Source organism: Rhizobium sp. WW22, assembly GCF_047041135.1.
GTDB lineage: Bacteria > Pseudomonadota > Alphaproteobacteria > Rhizobiales > Rhizobiaceae > Rhizobium.
The window spans coordinates 931527-945596 of the sequence record NZ_CP178198.1; the positions used below are offsets into that span (position 1 = coordinate 931527).

The following is a 14070-nucleotide window of genomic DNA, read 5'->3' on the forward strand; positions in this document are numbered from 1 at the left end:
TTTCTCGATATCACTGATTCTCGAAAGGAACAGTGCGCGTCAGCCAGCAGCGGGATAATACCGATCGCGGCTGACGTGGATGGAAAGGTCCATGATGAATTTTAAAGTTCCAAGCCGGCTTCGCCGCTTGCTTGTCGATTCCGCTGAGCTGCCGCGGCTCCAGTTTCCGATGACGCAGCCGCAATCTCAGCCGGCACGCCGTCGTGTTTCCACACGTCCTTCCGCCCAGCGGCTGACCGAAGTTCTGTGGTTCGGCCGCAATCCCGGCAATCTGCGCATGCTCGAATATGTGCCGCCTGGTGTGAAGGGGCCGATGCCGCTCGTTGTCGTTCTCCACGGCTGCCATCAGAATGCAGAGGATTTCGATCGCGCGAGCGGCTGGACGGCACTTGCCCGCCAGCATGGGTTTGCGGTGCTTTTTGCAGAGCAAAAGGCTTCGAACAATCCCAATCTCTGTTTCAACTGGTTTCGCCCGAGCCTGGTCACGCGCGATCGCGGTGAACTTGGCTCTATCAAAGAAATGATCGATTTCAGCCGCCGTCTGCATGCGATCGACGACAGCAGGGTTTTCGTCATGGGCCTCTCGGCTGGGGGTGCTATGGCCGCCGCATTGCTCGCGACCTATCCGGAGCTGTTTGCCGCGGGTGCCATCATCGGCGGTCTGCCTTTCGGCGCTGCCCGGGACGCCATGTCGGCGCTCGACGTTATGAAGCGCGGCTCAAGCCGCCCGGCCGAAAAGTGGGGCGAGCTTGTGAGCGAAGTGTCGCCCGATGCCGCTCGCTTTCCGGTGGTTTCCATCTGGCATGGCGACGCCGACGAGGTAGTATCCTTTGCCAATGCGGAGGCCTCCGTTGCGCAATGGCTTGCCGCACGCGAGCGGCCGCGCACCAAGGGTCGACTGCGTCTCTTCGAGGGCGGCGAACGGCGCGAGTGGCGCGACGACTACGGTCATCTGATTTTGGAACTGGTGACGCTGACCGACCTCGGGCATGGCCTGCCCGTCGGCTCGATCGTTGAAGGTTGGGAACCGGCCAACGATACTGAACGCTACATCTTGCCGGCTGCGCTGTCGGCGCCTGAAGAGCTTGTCAAAAGCTGGAAGCTTGGAGCCTGAGGCAGATAAGCGAAATCGTGCAGCTGTCTTACGTCCGGAATTGCTAGAAACAAAGAGGTCAAGCGGTTCGGAGCCTGCGCAAAAAGCTGATCCGCTCTGGAGGTCGCAACCTGCCTCAGCCCTCAATCGTCATTGGTGGCATTCAGGTTCTCAGGCCGAATGCCATCATCGTCGGACCAGTGCTTGAAGCGAATGCCGGGGCCGCCCGGGCCGTCGCTGCCACCAGCGAGGAAAATCACGCCATGGTTCTCGAGGACGGAGCGGATTGCCGCAAGCGCTCTCATGTCCGCCGAACTGCCCTCTGTTTCCAAGGCTTCGATCGTCGAAGCCGGTAGTTTGCTCTCACTGGCAAGCGTCTCCACCGTCAGTCCGAGCATGGCGCGCGCGCCGCGCAATTGTGCTGAAGTAATCATGAGTTAAGTCTATCGCATCGGCTCGAAAAGCGGAACCGATTTCGCACGAAAATCCGATGCGAGTTTAGAGGGCCGACGCGCTTTTCTTCCGGCCTTTGATTGCATCGCTAAAGTGGGAACTTGCCAGTTCCAGCGGGGCGGGGAAGGGTTGACCGAGCAGGTCGTAATAGATCTTCTCGGTCGCATGGGCCATGCCGGCAAGCGTATAGCCATCCTTGCGGCGACGGGCTTCAGCGGTAAAACTTGCAAGCCGTGCCGGGTCAGCAAGCCTCGCCATCGCGGCCGCCAATGCTTCAGGATCATCGCTGTTTGGCACGATATACCCGTTTCTGCCGTGTTCCAGCACCGTGCGCGCGCCCCCGACATTGGCGAGCAGCAGCGGCTTGCCTGCGGCAGCCGCTTCCAGCATCACATAGGACATAGCTTCATAGCGGCTGGGCATGACGACGACATCGACGGCGTCTATGGCGGTTACACCACGTACGCTGCCATCGATGCGGGCACGATCTTCAAGCCCGGCTGCCCTGATCATCTCTCTTGTTGTATCGGCGAGCTCGCCGATCCCGATCATAAGCAGATGCGCTTGCGGTAAGTGGGGTGCTATCCGCGCAAAAGCTTCGACCAGGCGCTCCGGCGCCTTCTGTCGCGTCATCCGTCCGACAAAGCCGAAGAGCAGGGCGTCCTGTGGAATGCCATAGCGTCTGCGGATGGCGGTCCGCTGGCTGATGGGCCGCGCGTTTACGCCGTTGACGACGACGCGCAGTCGTTTTTCCGGGATGCCGAGCGACAGGGCATGATCATATTCGTCCTGGGAAACGCAGATCAGCCGATCCGTCAAAAAAGTCCCGAGAAGACGCTCGATGCCGCCATAGATCAGGCGGCCTTTCGAACCCAGCGTCGGGTCCATGGTGCGAAAGGCATGCGGTGTGTAAAGAACAGGCACATGCCGCCCCGGCAGCCGCAAGCGCGTGAGAGCGCCAGCCTTGGAGCTGTGACCGTGGATCAGATCGAACGGCCCGTGAATCGCGGCGAGCTTGCGGAGCTGCCACCATGCCGTCAGGTCCCAGGGGCCGGGAGCGCGCCGCATGGCAAGCGGAATGACATTGTCCAGGCCCATATTTTCCAGCTCAGCGACGAAGGCGGGCTCGGCACGCACCGGGGAATAGATGGCGGTCACGAAGTGGCCGCGATGCTGCATGGCCCGGCACAGATCGAGAAAATGTCGCCCGGAGCCGCCGCCGCTCGGTTCGAGAACCTGCAGCAACGACAGGCGTTTGACGTTGGTGCGAATGTTCACCGCGCAGCTTCCCTTCTGCTCAAGTCACGCTGATATGTCTGTTCCAGGGCGCCGCAGCCCCAGACGATGCCGATCAGCATGTAAAGATGGCGCCAATGGTCGGTATCGATGACGTTGCCGATGCCGACATGGCCGAGAATGACGATCCAGGCGATCATCAGGTAGGGCTGCCAGGGACGTTCCCTCAGTAGGTTGCGGAAGCCGATATAGATGGTCCAGCAGATCATGCTGACCCAGCAGAAGAAGCCGAGCCAGCCATAGGTCGTCAGCGTCTTCAGCCAAGTATTGTGCTCGTCTTCTTCGAACATCTGGCCGAAAACCAGCGGCCCTATGCCGAACGGCCGTTCCATCGACAGAGAGAAGCCGAGACTATGGCGCTCGAAGCGGCCGAGATGTCCGCCGTCATATTCCTGCACCAGCTGCAGGCGCGTGGAAAACAGGTCGCTGACCTGCGGAAACTGCAGCGCAATGACGAGCAGGACGACCATGAGGATGATCGCCGTCAGCGACATCACGAGGATGCGCAGCCGGAACTTGTTGCTGCGGTGCTTTAACAGCATGCAGAAGATCAGCATCGCCGAGGAGAAGGCAAACAGAGCCCAGGCTGCACGCGAAAAGGACAGGAAGATGCCGAAGGCCAGGACGAGAAGGCATGCCGCCTTGATGGGAGCCTTTTTCAAATCGCCGACCAAAAGGCCGTGGACCAGATAGAGACCAGGTGCTGCCAGATAGGGCCCGAAGACATTCGGATCCTGGAAGGCGCCCTTGGCACGATCATAGAGGGTGAAGATGTCGAAGCCCGGAACGGCATGAAAATAGCCGAGGATACCGAGGCTGGCAGTGATCAGCGCCGCCACCACCCACGTATTGAAAATCAGCTTCAGCCGTCGTTCGCTATCTTCGATGATGGCCGCGTAGAAGATTGAGCTCAACGCAAGGAAGGTGGAAACGGCAATGTAGATGGGGCCACCGAGATGGTTACCGGCGGCGAGGTCATGCATCTGCGTGATCGAGAGCATCCCGCCGACATTGAACGTCAGGAACAAGGCCAGAAGCGGCGCGACGCTGCGCGAGATTTTCAGCCCGAGAATGAACCATGTGCCGATCAAAAAGGCGAGCCACAACTCGTAGGGCGCGGGCTCCGCGATGACGAAGCCCGACAGGAATACGCCCACAGCAACGCTCGCTGTACCGATCAGTCGCAATGCAACAAGCTGCGGCTGCGCGACGCGGGGTGATGGCAGGTCGATCGCGCTCAATATGCATTTTCCGTATTGAGCAGACGGAATGGCGTCAGGAACAGGATTTTCAGATCGAACAGCAGCGACCAGTTCTCGATATAATAGAGGTCGTAGGCCGTGCGGAACTTGATCTTGTCGTCGCTGTCGATCTCGCCACGCCAGCCGTTGATCTGCGCCCAGCCGGTCACGCCCGGCTTTACGCGATGGCGCGCGAAGTAACCTTCGACCACGTCGGCATAGGTGCGGTTATGGCTGGCGGCAAGCACGGCATGCGGCCGCGGGCCGACGAGCGAGAGGCTTCCGAGCAGCACATTGAAGAGCTGCGGCAACTCGTCGATCGACGTCTTGCGGATGAAGCGGCCGACGGGGGTCACGCGCGGGTCGTTCTTGGTCACGGCATTTCGAGCCGACGGATCGCTCATATGCGTGTACATCGAGCGGAACTTGAACACGTTGATGATCTCGTTGTTGAACCCGTGGCGCTTCTGCATGAAGAACACCGGTCCCCTCGAGGTCGCCTTCACGGCAATCGCAGCCCCCAGCATGATCGGCCAGACAAGGGCGAGCGCGACCACGCTGAAGAAGATGTCGAAGATGCGCTTGGCAACGCCATCCCAGTCCCGGATCGGCTTGTTGAAGATGTCGAGCATCGGCACGGCGCCGACATGCGAATAGGCGCGGGGGCGGAAGCGCAGCTTGTTGGCATGCGCCGCCAGTCTGATGTCGACGGGCAGCACCCAAAGCATTTTCAGCAATTGCAGAATGCGGTCTTCGGCGCTGATTGGCAGCGCGATGATCAGCATGTCGATGCGCACGAGCCGCGCGAACTCGACCAATTCCGCTACCGTGCCGAGTTTTGGATAGCCGGCCACCATAATGGGAGAACGCTTTTCGCCACGATCGTCGAAGATGCCGCAGATACGGATATCGTTGTCCGGCTGATGTTCGAGGGCGCGAATGAGTTCCTTTGCCGGTTCGCCGCCGCCGACGATGACGGCGCGCCGCTCCATGACGCCGTTGCGGGCCCAGTGGCGAATGCCATAAGCGAAGAGCAGGCGTGCCACGAGAAGGAAGCCTGCGCCGGCTGCGAACCACAGACCGAGGAGGGGGAGAGAATAGATATTATTGATGTCGAATGGGATCAGGGCGATGACCATGACCGCAAACGCCGCCGCCCAAGCCCCGAGAATCCTGTGCAGATAATGGTGAGGCGAGCGCAGAACCGGGATCTGATAGGCATCCGCAATCTGCAGGAAGGCAATGGCGAGGCCGCAGAGTGCGAGCGTCACCACGCCCTTCGACAGGAAGGGATGATTGCCCGATGTGCCGAAAAGGAGAATTGCAAGCCCGAATGCGAGTAGCGATAGAAATTCGAACAACCGGTATTGTCCGACGATGATGGACGGGGACTGGTTGGTTTCGCGAAACTGTTCGGCGATTTGGCGCGCATAGATATTCATTCCGCCGGGACGATCGCCCGGCGTTTCGCCGGCACCGCGCGTGCGGATTTCCGAAACCTGCTTGCGAAGATTGTCCAAGTTGAGCTGCTCGGACTTTTCGGTAGTGTTCATGACAGCCTATCCGATCGTTATCGGACAAGGCCTACCAGATATCAGCTAAGAAACACTTACAACACTTAGCTGTATTCTAACCGTCGCTATCCAGGCCAAGTATATTTTGATACAGGTGCAAAGTATCCCGTGCCATGGCTGAGGCGGAAAAAATCGATCGGATCGTCCCGATATCGGGCATGTTGCGAGCGCCCCATAGCGGTTCTGTGATCGCTTCAGCCATGATGCGTGAGAGGTCGTCGGCATCTTCCGGTTTGGCGAGTGCGGGACTGTTATCGCCAAGCGCTTCCGCAACGCCGCCGACCCGCGAAGCAATCACGGTCTTCCCGGCTGCGAGTGCTTCCAGAACGATATAAGGCATGGCTTCGGCGCGCGAGGGAACCACGACATTCTGGGACACCGCAAAGGCTTCCTGCACGCGCATGGCCGGCAGCATTCCAATCCGGTGACCAAGCCCCCGCTCGACCATCATCCGGTGATATTTGTCTCTGTCCGGCCCGTCGCCGATCATCAGAGCGGAAAGCGGCCTGCCGATCCGCCGTTCCGTTTTCGCAAAGGCGTCAACGAACAGATCGGGACCTTTGAGGTCCCGCAGCATGCCGATATAGACGAAGTGCACGGAGTCCGATCGTGTCGGTATGATGCGGAAATCTCTTTCGCTGATGCCGTTATAGATCATAACCGAGCGGGTGCGCGGTTTGCCGATCTTTGCTTCATAGGTGCGGCGTTCAAAATCGCAAATGAAGATCAGCCCGTCGGTCAAAAATTCCAGCATCCGTTCCAGACTATGGACAAGTACGCCCTGGAAGGAGCGACGGGGAAAATGCAGGCTTCCGCCATGCGCGGTGTAAAGGCGGGCTACGCGATACCTGTTGACCCGCAGGATCGAGCCGAGAACGCGCGCAAGCAGGCCGCCCTTGGCGCCGTGCCCGTGCAGCACATCTGGCCGCAAACTCTTGATTTCCTTGTAGCTGCTCCAAAGTGTCGTGGCATCCGTAAGGGTAATTTGCCGCCGGATCGGCAGGCGAACGATGCCGAGAGCGAGGAAGGGTGCTATGTCGTCGAACAGGCGATCCTCATGCTCACCGCCCGTCAGGCTGTCGCAAAGTATGCCAACCTCATGCCCCGCCTTGCTCTGTTCCTCCGCCAGATCCCGGACATGGCGGAAGACCCCGCCGACCGGCGACCTAAAGCAATGAAGGATTCGAAGCGGTCGGGTCATGAGCGGTCGCGGTTAGAACAACCGCTCTCTGACATAGATGGTGTCGCCCGCTAGCACCGGATCGGAAATGCCGACCCGTCCAGTCATGACATGACCGTTGATCTTGCGGGTGACATCCGCGTTGGATTGGTTGGCCCGGCTGGTGAACCCGCCTGCGACCGCGATGGCATTCTGGATGGTCATGCCCGGCACATAGGAATATTGGCCCGGCTGGCCGACTTCGCCCATGATGTAGACGGAGCGATAGCGGTCGATGTCGATGGTGACGTCGGGATCGCGAATATACCCCTGGCGAAGTTTCTGCGCGATCTGGCCGGAGAGCTGCTGCAGCGTGCGACCGCGGGCAGCGACCTGGCCGATCAGCGGGAAGGCGATATAGCCGGCCTGATCGACAGTATAGGTGTTGGTCAAGCCGGCTTGGTCGAACACGGTCACCCGCAACCGGTCGCCGCTATCAAGGGTATAGGGCTGGATCGTGGCCTCATTGAAGGCCTTGGGAGCCGGTTGATAGGTGTTGCAGCCGGTGAGCGCGGCGCTCACGGCAGCCATGCCGAGTGCAAGGACAATCTTTGGCTTTGCGAAGGGCATTTCGCGCTCATTAAAAAGGGAAGGACACTGCTGTCGTTATCGATCCGTTAGGGTTAACGGTCGGTAAAGAGCAAATGAAAATCCGGGAAAAAATTAGCGACATCAAAAATAATGCTGGCGAAATACTATTAACGCTTGGGTTACTATAGTCGTTTACGATTAATTCCGGCTTTCTATTACGGAGTTTTGCATATGTCCGGTGTCAACAGCACCCAGCAGGATGTGGACATCGATCTCGCTCAGCTCTTTCGCGCTGTGTGGCAGCGGCGGGTGCGTGTCATCGCCATCACGCTGGCCGGCGCGTGCGCGGCATTTGCGATTGCCAAGGTCATGGCGCCGGAATATCGCAGCGAAGCCCGCATCCTCATCGAGCAGCGTGCGCCGGCCTTCGCAACGACGACGTCTGGCAATGATGCCGGTGCTGGACCTCTGCTGGACGAGCTGAACATTGCCAGCCAGGTGCAGATCCTGCAGTCGGCAGATCTGGTGAAACAGGTCATCACCAATCTCAAGCTCTACGATCGGCCGGAATTCGCCGCCGGCAACAATAGTTCCGCGATCTCGGATATCCTGATCAAGCTGCATCTGAGACAGCCGGCGGCAGATAAGGCACCGGAAGAACGAATGCTGGATGCCTTCAACAGTCGCCTGCAGGTCTATCAGATCAACAGCTCGCGCGTGATCGGCATCAGCTTCACGTCCCGAAATCCGGATCTTGCCGCCAGCGTGCCGAATGCCATGGCGCAGGTCTATCTGTTGATGCAGAGCGGAGCCAAGCTCGATTCCAACAGCGAGGCGACCCGCTGGCTGGAGCCGGAGATCGCCAAGCTGCGCGACAAGGTCAGCGAGGCCGAAAAGAAGGTTGCCGATTATCGTTCCGCCAACGGGCTTTTGCAGACCAGCCAGAACAGCAATTTCGCCACGCAGCAGCTTGCAGATATTTCGACGCAGCTGGCGCAGGTGCGCGGCGACAGGGCCAATGCTGAGGCGAGGGCGCAGGCGGTGCGCAGTGCGCTGTCCAGTGGCCGCTCCACGGATACGCTTGCCGATGTCGCGGGATCGCAGGCAATTCAGCGGCTGAAGGCGACCCAGTCGAATCTGGAGTCGCAGATCTCCGATCTCTCCACGACGCTAATGGATGGACATCCGCGACTGAAGAGCCTGCGGGCGCAGCTCGCCGATATCCGTCAGCAGATCGAGCGCGAGACGCAGAGGATTCTGGCAAGCATCGAGAATGAAGCGAAGGTGGCGCAACTGCGCGAGCAGCAGCTCCTCGCCCAATCCAACACGCTGAAGGCCGACAGCGCCCGGGCAGGGGAGGACGAAGTCGGCCTCAACGCCCTGGAACGTGAAGCTACGGCCGAGCGGCAATTGCTCGAGACCTATCTCGCCCGTTATCGCGAGGCGGCCTCTCGCGTCGACAAGAATTCCAGCCCTGCAGATGCGCGCATCGTTTCCACGGCGGTTGAGCCGGTCGATCCCTCTTTCCCGAAGGTCGGCCCGATCGTCGTCGTCGCAACTCTTGCCACCTTTCTCCTGACGGCCATCGTCATCATGCTTTCGGAGCTGTTCAGCGGCCGCGCGTTGCGGCCTGTCGGTTCTGCCCGCAAAGAAGATGCCGCCGTGCTGGAGATAGCGAAGCGTGCTCAAACCGTCCCCGCGCCGGCTCCGGTTCGGCCAGTCACGCCAGCAAGCAGTGTCGAGGCGCCCACAAGCATGCTCTCGGTCCCAGCAGAAGAGATCCCGGTTCAGGTCGCGAACACCGCAGTTGCTCCGGAGGCAGCAATTGCCTTGGGTACGGCAATCGCTCCGGACCATGAACCCAGGCAGGCTGTTCACGCAGCGGAGGAAGAGGAGGATTTCTCCATTCAATCCGTCGCCGACTATCTGATCGACAGCGGCTCGCGACTTGCTATCGCGATATCTCCGACCGGTGACAATGGTTCGACAGCGACCGTGATGCTGGCGCGGACCATCGCCGATGCAGGCTGCCGCATCGTGCTGGTCGACATGACCGGCACAGGATGCCCCTCGAAGCTGATGGCCGAGCACGACGAACTTCCCGGTGTAACCGATCTGCTATGCAGCGAAGCGGCCTTTGGCGATACGATCCATCCGGATCGCCTGTCGGATGCCCATATCGTGCCCCAGGGCATGAGCGATCTTGCGCGCGCCATGCGGGGTGCCGACCGCCTGTCACTGATCCTTGATGCCCTGAACTCGGCCTATGACATCGTTCTGGTGGAATGCGGGGCGGCCGAGGTCTCCGGCGTCGCGCGGCTGACGCGCAGCAAGGAGACGGAAATCGTCCTCTCCATGCCGGAGCCGGATGAAAGCCAGTTCATTGCAGCCATGACGGAATTCCAAAAGGCCGGCTACGAACACATCATCCTGATGTCCGGCTGGCGCGAGGAGCACGATCCGGATACGCGTCGGGACGCCGCCTGATCAATCTGTGTCGCCGCCATCAGCCGCTGGCGCGCCAGCCGCATGTCTCGCCCGCAGCCGCTGGATAAGGGAATAGAGCTTTCTATTGGACTTGATCGCCACTTTCGTTCGCGTCATGCTCCGGCTCGCCATTGCCGCAAGGCGTCCCACGCCTGAGACCGGCAGGAAAAGATCATGCTGCACAGTTTCCATTGGGCACCAGGAACGCTTGTAGGTCTGGTCGCCGATGCCGAAGTCGAAGAGGGCGACGCCTTCGCGATGCAGCCGCTCGATCATCAGCCAGAACAGCAATTCGCCGGGGCTTGCGTCAGCAACCACAGCCTCGTCGATGGAAGCAAACTGGCAGATGACGTGGTCCCCCTTGCGGGAGAGGGCGGCGATGGCTGGAATATGGCCCTCATGCTCGCCTTTCAGCCGGAGCGCATGCATCTGAAGTGTCGCGCCGATGCCATCGCTGTGGCGTCGGTGTAACATGGCGTGCAGCGCAGCCTTGATCCGGGCATCCTTGAACGCGTCAGGCAAGCCGGCATCCTTGAAGCGGGTCGCCTTCTGTCGGAAGAAAAGATCGAGAAGCGCATCTTGCTGGTCGGGACCGGCAATCAGATATTCATAACCGCCTCTTGCGTCGAGAAGCCGGCTCTGATGCTTGAACTTCTTGCGACGGCGCTTGGCATTCACCTGCTTCAGGCTCGCTTCGAAACTGCCGAGGAAGGGCAGCTGAAAAGCACGGTTCTGGTTTTCGATCGTCGTCAGCGAGGCGAGGGGGCTTTTGCGCCCCCGCCATTCGAGCGGGATATGGCGCAGGATGACGACGTCCACCTTGCCGCGCAAAGCCGCGGATATGGCGTTCACCTGAACGGAGGTCAGTGGACCGTCCGCCAGGAGCCGGGCTGAAAACAGACCGGTATTAATATTGTTGTGGTGGCCTCCGATGAACTCGGCTCGTCTTATCCCGTGACTGCGGATGATCTCGAGCGGCAGGATGAAGGCGACGTGACTTCCGATGGAGCCCCTGACGATGGCGAGAGAGCGTTTGAGGTTCTCCGTCCATGCTGCACACCAGTCATAGCTCTGATGCAGCGAGTTGAGGTCGTCCTGTTCCAGCGCGCGCCATTCGGCTTCAAGCGGTGCCATACTGTCGAAGATATCGACCCGCAGTTGATTGGCGGCGGCAGGCTCCATCCCGATCGACGCAATCTGCTCACCGGCTGCGGCGGTGATGCTTGCGATATCTCGCGTCTGGGTCTGCATCCGATCTTCTCCGCTCCGGCGGTATTCGGACGCAGTTTGGCGGGCAACGGCTTATTTTTGGCTTAATATGGGACATTCGCGCGGGATAAGGCACGGATCAGGGTTAGCCTAATGTAAATCGCGTCGGGGCGAGCGCTATTGCGGGCGTGGCCCGGCCATCCACTTGATGATGCCCATTGCCGGCAGCACCCAGATGATGCCGCTGAGAAAGAAATACAGGAAATGTACCCAGCCGGGTTGATCTGCGAGCGTTCGCACTGCAACGATCATGGCGACGATCGCATAGATTGCAACCAGCAGCACGAGCAAGATCATGCCAATGAATTTGCGCAGGCGAAGGGGCACGGGGTTTTCTCCTCATTATGACAGCATGCCGCGACGGCATGCCGCAAACTCCCGGGACTTGTTTTGCACGCCCCTATCGGGCAAATCAACAGCCTGATCGAAGGGAGAAGCCATGGCTGCCACTAATTTCACGACCGAACAGGCAATTTTGAAGGAAGTGGCCCGTCAGGACCGCAATCGCCGCGCCATCCGCATCTGGCTCGCCTGCGTGCTTCTGGTTCTCTTTGCTCTCGTGCTGGTGGGTGGTGCGACGCGCCTCACCAATTCCGGCCTATCGATCACGCAATGGCAGCCGATCCACGGTGTCATCCCGCCGCTGAATGCGCAGGAATGGCAAGACGAATTCGATCTCTACAAGCGTATTCCGCAATTCCAGATCCTGAACAAGGATATGACGGTCGAGGAGTTCAAGAGCATCTTTTGGTGGGAGTGGGCGCATCGCCTGCTGGCGCGCACCATCGGCGTCATCTTCGGCCTGCCGCTGCTGTTCTTCGTCCTGACCGGCCGCGTCGAGCGCAAGCTCTGGCTGCCGCTTGCCGGCATTTTCGTGCTCGGTGGCCTTCAAGGTGCGATCGGCTGGTGGATGGTCTCCTCGGGGCTGGAAGCACGCACCGACGTCAGCCAGTACCGGCTTGCCACCCATCTCGTCACTGCCTGTCTGATCTTTGCCGCCTGCATGTGGTTCATGCGCGCCCTGTCGCCGCATTCGAACGAGCCGCCGCCAACTCACCATTCGGCAAAGCTCGCCGGTTTGATCGCCTTCATGGCCTTGTTTCAGATCTATCTTGGCGCGCTCGTCGCCGGTCTCGATGCAGGCCTCAGCTACAATACCTGGCCGCTGATGGATGGAGCCGTCGTGCCCAGCGATCTCTTCATACAGTCACCGGGCTGGATCAATTTCTTCGAGAATCCGAAGATGGTCCAGTTCGTTCACCGTCTCGGTGCCTATGCGCTCTTCGCCATCGTCGCCATCAATATGATCATCTCGCTGCGCGCCGCGGCGCAAACGACGCATGCGCGCCGGTCCGTCGTTCTCTTCGTGCTTGTGCTGATCCAGGCGATCCTCGGCATTTCGACGCTGCTGCTGCATGTGCCGTTGGATTTGGCCCTGGCGCATCAGGCCGGCGCCCTGATCGTCTTCGGCTTCGCGATTGCCAACTGGCGCGGTTTCTATGGTGAACTGCCGCGCCAGACATCGATCGTCGTGAGAGATTGAGGCGCTTTGCGCCTCAAATCCCTTTAGCGTGCGGAAGCGACACTTGCTGCTGAAGACATCCGCGAGACGACTTTCAGCCGCTTGATTTCGCCACGCCGGAAGGCGGCGAGGAAGCGATTGTAATCCTTGAAAACCACGCAGCCGTTCGATTCGGCACGGCCGCCTCTGAGCATGTATGTGTGAGCCAGCAGGCCGTCGCGGCCGTAGACGCGAGCGCCGCCTGAGGGTGTCAGGCGCAGTGCCTGCACGCCGTGAAACAGGCTTTCCCGGTAGGTCAGGTTATAAGTTTCCGGCGGCGTCGGGCCGGTGTTTTTGCGATCGACATAGCGGGGATTGTCACGCATGTGGCCGAGGCCGGAATGGGCTTCGAGGCGCTCGCCGCTCGGCAGGTAAACAGTCTTCGCCTCGATGTCGTAGATCGCCGTGCCTGGTCCGGGGCTGATGGCTGCAAACGGATTAATGAAGGGCTTCGCCTTGCGAACGGAACTGTCATCCGGATCGGCATAGGCCATCATGCGTGATGGCGGCTGTGCGGTCGTTTCGCTTCCCGTTGCCCTGGCGATGGCGCTTGTGGCGCTGGCCCGTTGCACGGGCGTTTCGCGGGCCGGGCGCGTCATGGGAATGACGTTCAGCACGGCTTCCGCCACTGCAATGTCGGCGTCTTTCGCAGGCACCGGCTTTGCTTCCGCTATGGCGGGCAGGCTGACCTCAGGAGCCGCGGAAGCAACCGCCGCTGGCTCTTCTGTGGTTTTCAGCGGGCCTGCGGCCGGCATCAGGGCGGCTGCATATTTTGCCGGACTCAGCGATTGCACTGCGGTTGCGAAATTGATCGCGATCACCTTGCGCAGATGGTCAATCGTCTCAGGCGAAGCCGCGGCTACTTCGAGACGGCCGCTCTTGATGCTGGCGGCCGCAATCTGAGCCTGCTTCATATCCGACGTCTGCTGTGCGAGTGCGTATGCGAGTTGCGCACGAACCGCATCGGTCCTGCCAGCTTTCGTTTGAACCTCTGCAGCCGCGACGTTGCCGAAGCGGCTTTGCCCATGCAGCGAAGTGGTCTGGCTTGCATAGCGGGCAGGGTGGGCCACGTGGCTTTGCGGAACGATGAAGGCCGATGCTCGCGGCGCCAGGAAGCTGTCGGTCGATGTCGCCGCGCCGGGAAGCGACAGCACCATCGATTGCGTCGTCATCAGCGTCGCAGTGACCCAGGCGAACGCCGCGACTGCGACGCCGGTGGCTAGGGTGCCGGGACGGATGCTGAGGGATTTTTTCGATCGCGAGGCGTAGCCGGAGCGCGAATTGAAGTTACCGAACGTTTCGGTCACGAACGCCATGATACTCGTTATCCAACCTACACAGACACT

The 14070-nt window shown here is 60.2% G+C and carries 12 protein-coding genes; 3 read left to right on the forward strand and 9 right to left on the reverse strand.

The window, feature by feature from the left end; translation table 11 throughout:
• The first annotated feature begins 91 nt into the window (after positions 1–91).
• Positions 92–1114 (forward strand): alpha/beta hydrolase family esterase, encoded by a 1023-nt coding sequence (locus tag ACK83U_RS04715; protein WP_246698909.1) that lies wholly within the window; start codon positions 92–94, stop codon positions 1112–1114.
• 122 nt (positions 1115–1236) lie between these two features.
• Here ACK83U_RS04715 and ACK83U_RS04720 read toward each other — a convergent pair whose 3' ends face one another.
• From ACK83U_RS04720 to ACK83U_RS04745, 6 genes are all read right to left on the reverse strand, one after another.
• Positions 1237–1527, reverse strand: a complete 291-nt coding sequence (locus ACK83U_RS04720) for a helix-turn-helix domain-containing protein (RefSeq protein WP_015339449.1) — start codon at positions 1525–1527, stop codon at positions 1237–1239.
• Between the two features lie 64 nt (positions 1528–1591).
• Positions 1592–2824: a glycosyltransferase family 4 protein gene (locus ACK83U_RS04725; RefSeq protein WP_112607217.1), complete on the reverse strand. Its 1233-nt coding sequence runs from the start codon at positions 2822–2824 to the stop codon at positions 1592–1594.
• Positions 2821–4083 carry an O-antigen ligase family protein gene (locus tag ACK83U_RS04730; RefSeq protein WP_412474797.1) on the reverse strand — a complete coding sequence of 421 codons (1263 nt, stop codon included), beginning with the start codon at positions 4081–4083 and terminating at the stop codon, positions 2821–2823. The genes ACK83U_RS04725 and ACK83U_RS04730 overlap by 4 nt, the downstream gene beginning before the upstream one ends.
• Positions 4080–5636 (reverse strand): undecaprenyl-phosphate glucose phosphotransferase, encoded by a 1557-nt coding sequence (locus ACK83U_RS04735; RefSeq protein ID WP_112607213.1) that lies wholly within the window; start codon positions 5634–5636, stop codon positions 4080–4082. Before ACK83U_RS04735 ends, ACK83U_RS04730 begins: the two co-directional genes overlap by 4 nt.
• Before the next feature lie 76 nt (positions 5637–5712).
• A complete protein-coding gene (locus ACK83U_RS04740) occupies positions 5713–6858 on the reverse strand; it encodes a glycosyltransferase family 4 protein (RefSeq protein WP_112410622.1) in 1146 nt (381 codons plus the stop codon).
• Positions 6859–6870: 12 nt separating this feature from the next.
• On the reverse strand, positions 6871–7446 hold the full coding sequence (locus ACK83U_RS04745) for a polysaccharide biosynthesis/export family protein (RefSeq protein ID WP_112337566.1): 576 nt from the start codon (positions 7444–7446) through the stop codon (positions 6871–6873).
• 192 nt (positions 7447–7638) lie between these two features.
• Between ACK83U_RS04745 and ACK83U_RS04750 the strand changes: the two genes are divergently transcribed.
• Positions 7639–9894, forward strand: coding sequence for an exopolysaccharide transport family protein (locus tag ACK83U_RS04750; protein WP_112607211.1), 2256 nt, complete (start codon positions 7639–7641; stop codon positions 9892–9894).
• On the opposite strand, the gene ACK83U_RS04755 is transcribed toward ACK83U_RS04750, so the two are convergent.
• Positions 9895–11145, reverse strand: coding sequence for a GNAT family N-acetyltransferase (locus ACK83U_RS04755; protein WP_112607209.1), 1251 nt, complete (start codon positions 11143–11145; stop codon positions 9895–9897).
• Between the two features lie 135 nt (positions 11146–11280).
• Positions 11281–11490: a DUF2842 domain-containing protein gene (locus ACK83U_RS04760; protein ID WP_015339457.1), complete on the reverse strand. Its 210-nt coding sequence runs from the start codon at positions 11488–11490 to the stop codon at positions 11281–11283.
• Between the two features lie 112 nt (positions 11491–11602).
• Between ACK83U_RS04760 and ACK83U_RS04765 the strand changes: the two genes are divergently transcribed.
• The gene (locus tag ACK83U_RS04765; protein WP_112607207.1) at positions 11603–12706 is read left to right on the forward strand and encodes a COX15/CtaA family protein; all 1104 of its coding nucleotides are present in this window, start codon (positions 11603–11605) and stop codon (positions 12704–12706) included.
• A gap of 23 nt (positions 12707–12729) precedes the next feature.
• Here ACK83U_RS04765 and ACK83U_RS04770 read toward each other — a convergent pair whose 3' ends face one another.
• Positions 12730–14040 carry a DUF2778 domain-containing protein gene (locus ACK83U_RS04770; RefSeq protein ID WP_112337562.1) on the reverse strand — a complete coding sequence of 437 codons (1311 nt, stop codon included), beginning with the start codon at positions 14038–14040 and terminating at the stop codon, positions 12730–12732.
• Positions 14041–14070 lie beyond the last annotated feature (30 nt).

What these genes read in the sequence shown, in the direction of transcription:
- ACK83U_RS04715 (WP_246698909.1), top strand. Translation starts at nt 92, where the DNA reads ATGATGAATTTTAAAGTTCCAAGCCGGCTTCGCCGCTTGCTTGTCGAT.
- ACK83U_RS04720 (WP_015339449.1), bottom strand. Translation starts at nt 1,527, where the DNA reads ATGATTACTTCAGCACAATTGCGCGGCGCGCGCGCCATGCTCGGACTG.
- ACK83U_RS04735 (WP_112607213.1), bottom strand. Translation starts at nt 5,636, where the DNA reads ATGAACACTACCGAAAAGTCCGAGCAGCTCAACTTGGACAATCTTCGC.
- ACK83U_RS04740 (WP_112410622.1), bottom strand. Translation starts at nt 6,858, where the DNA reads ATGACCCGACCGCTTCGAATCCTTCATTGCTTTAGGTCGCCGGTCGGC.
- ACK83U_RS04745 (WP_112337566.1), bottom strand. Translation starts at nt 7,446, where the DNA reads ATGCCCTTCGCAAAGCCAAAGATTGTCCTTGCACTCGGCATGGCTGCC.
- ACK83U_RS04750 (WP_112607211.1), top strand. Translation starts at nt 7,639, where the DNA reads ATGTCCGGTGTCAACAGCACCCAGCAGGATGTGGACATCGATCTCGCT.
- ACK83U_RS04755 (WP_112607209.1), bottom strand. Translation starts at nt 11,145, where the DNA reads ATGCAGACCCAGACGCGAGATATCGCAAGCATCACCGCCGCAGCCGGT.
- ACK83U_RS04765 (WP_112607207.1), top strand. Translation starts at nt 11,603, where the DNA reads ATGGCTGCCACTAATTTCACGACCGAACAGGCAATTTTGAAGGAAGTG.
- ACK83U_RS04770 (WP_112337562.1), bottom strand. Translation starts at nt 14,040, where the DNA reads ATGGCGTTCGTGACCGAAACGTTCGGTAACTTCAATTCGCGCTCCGGC.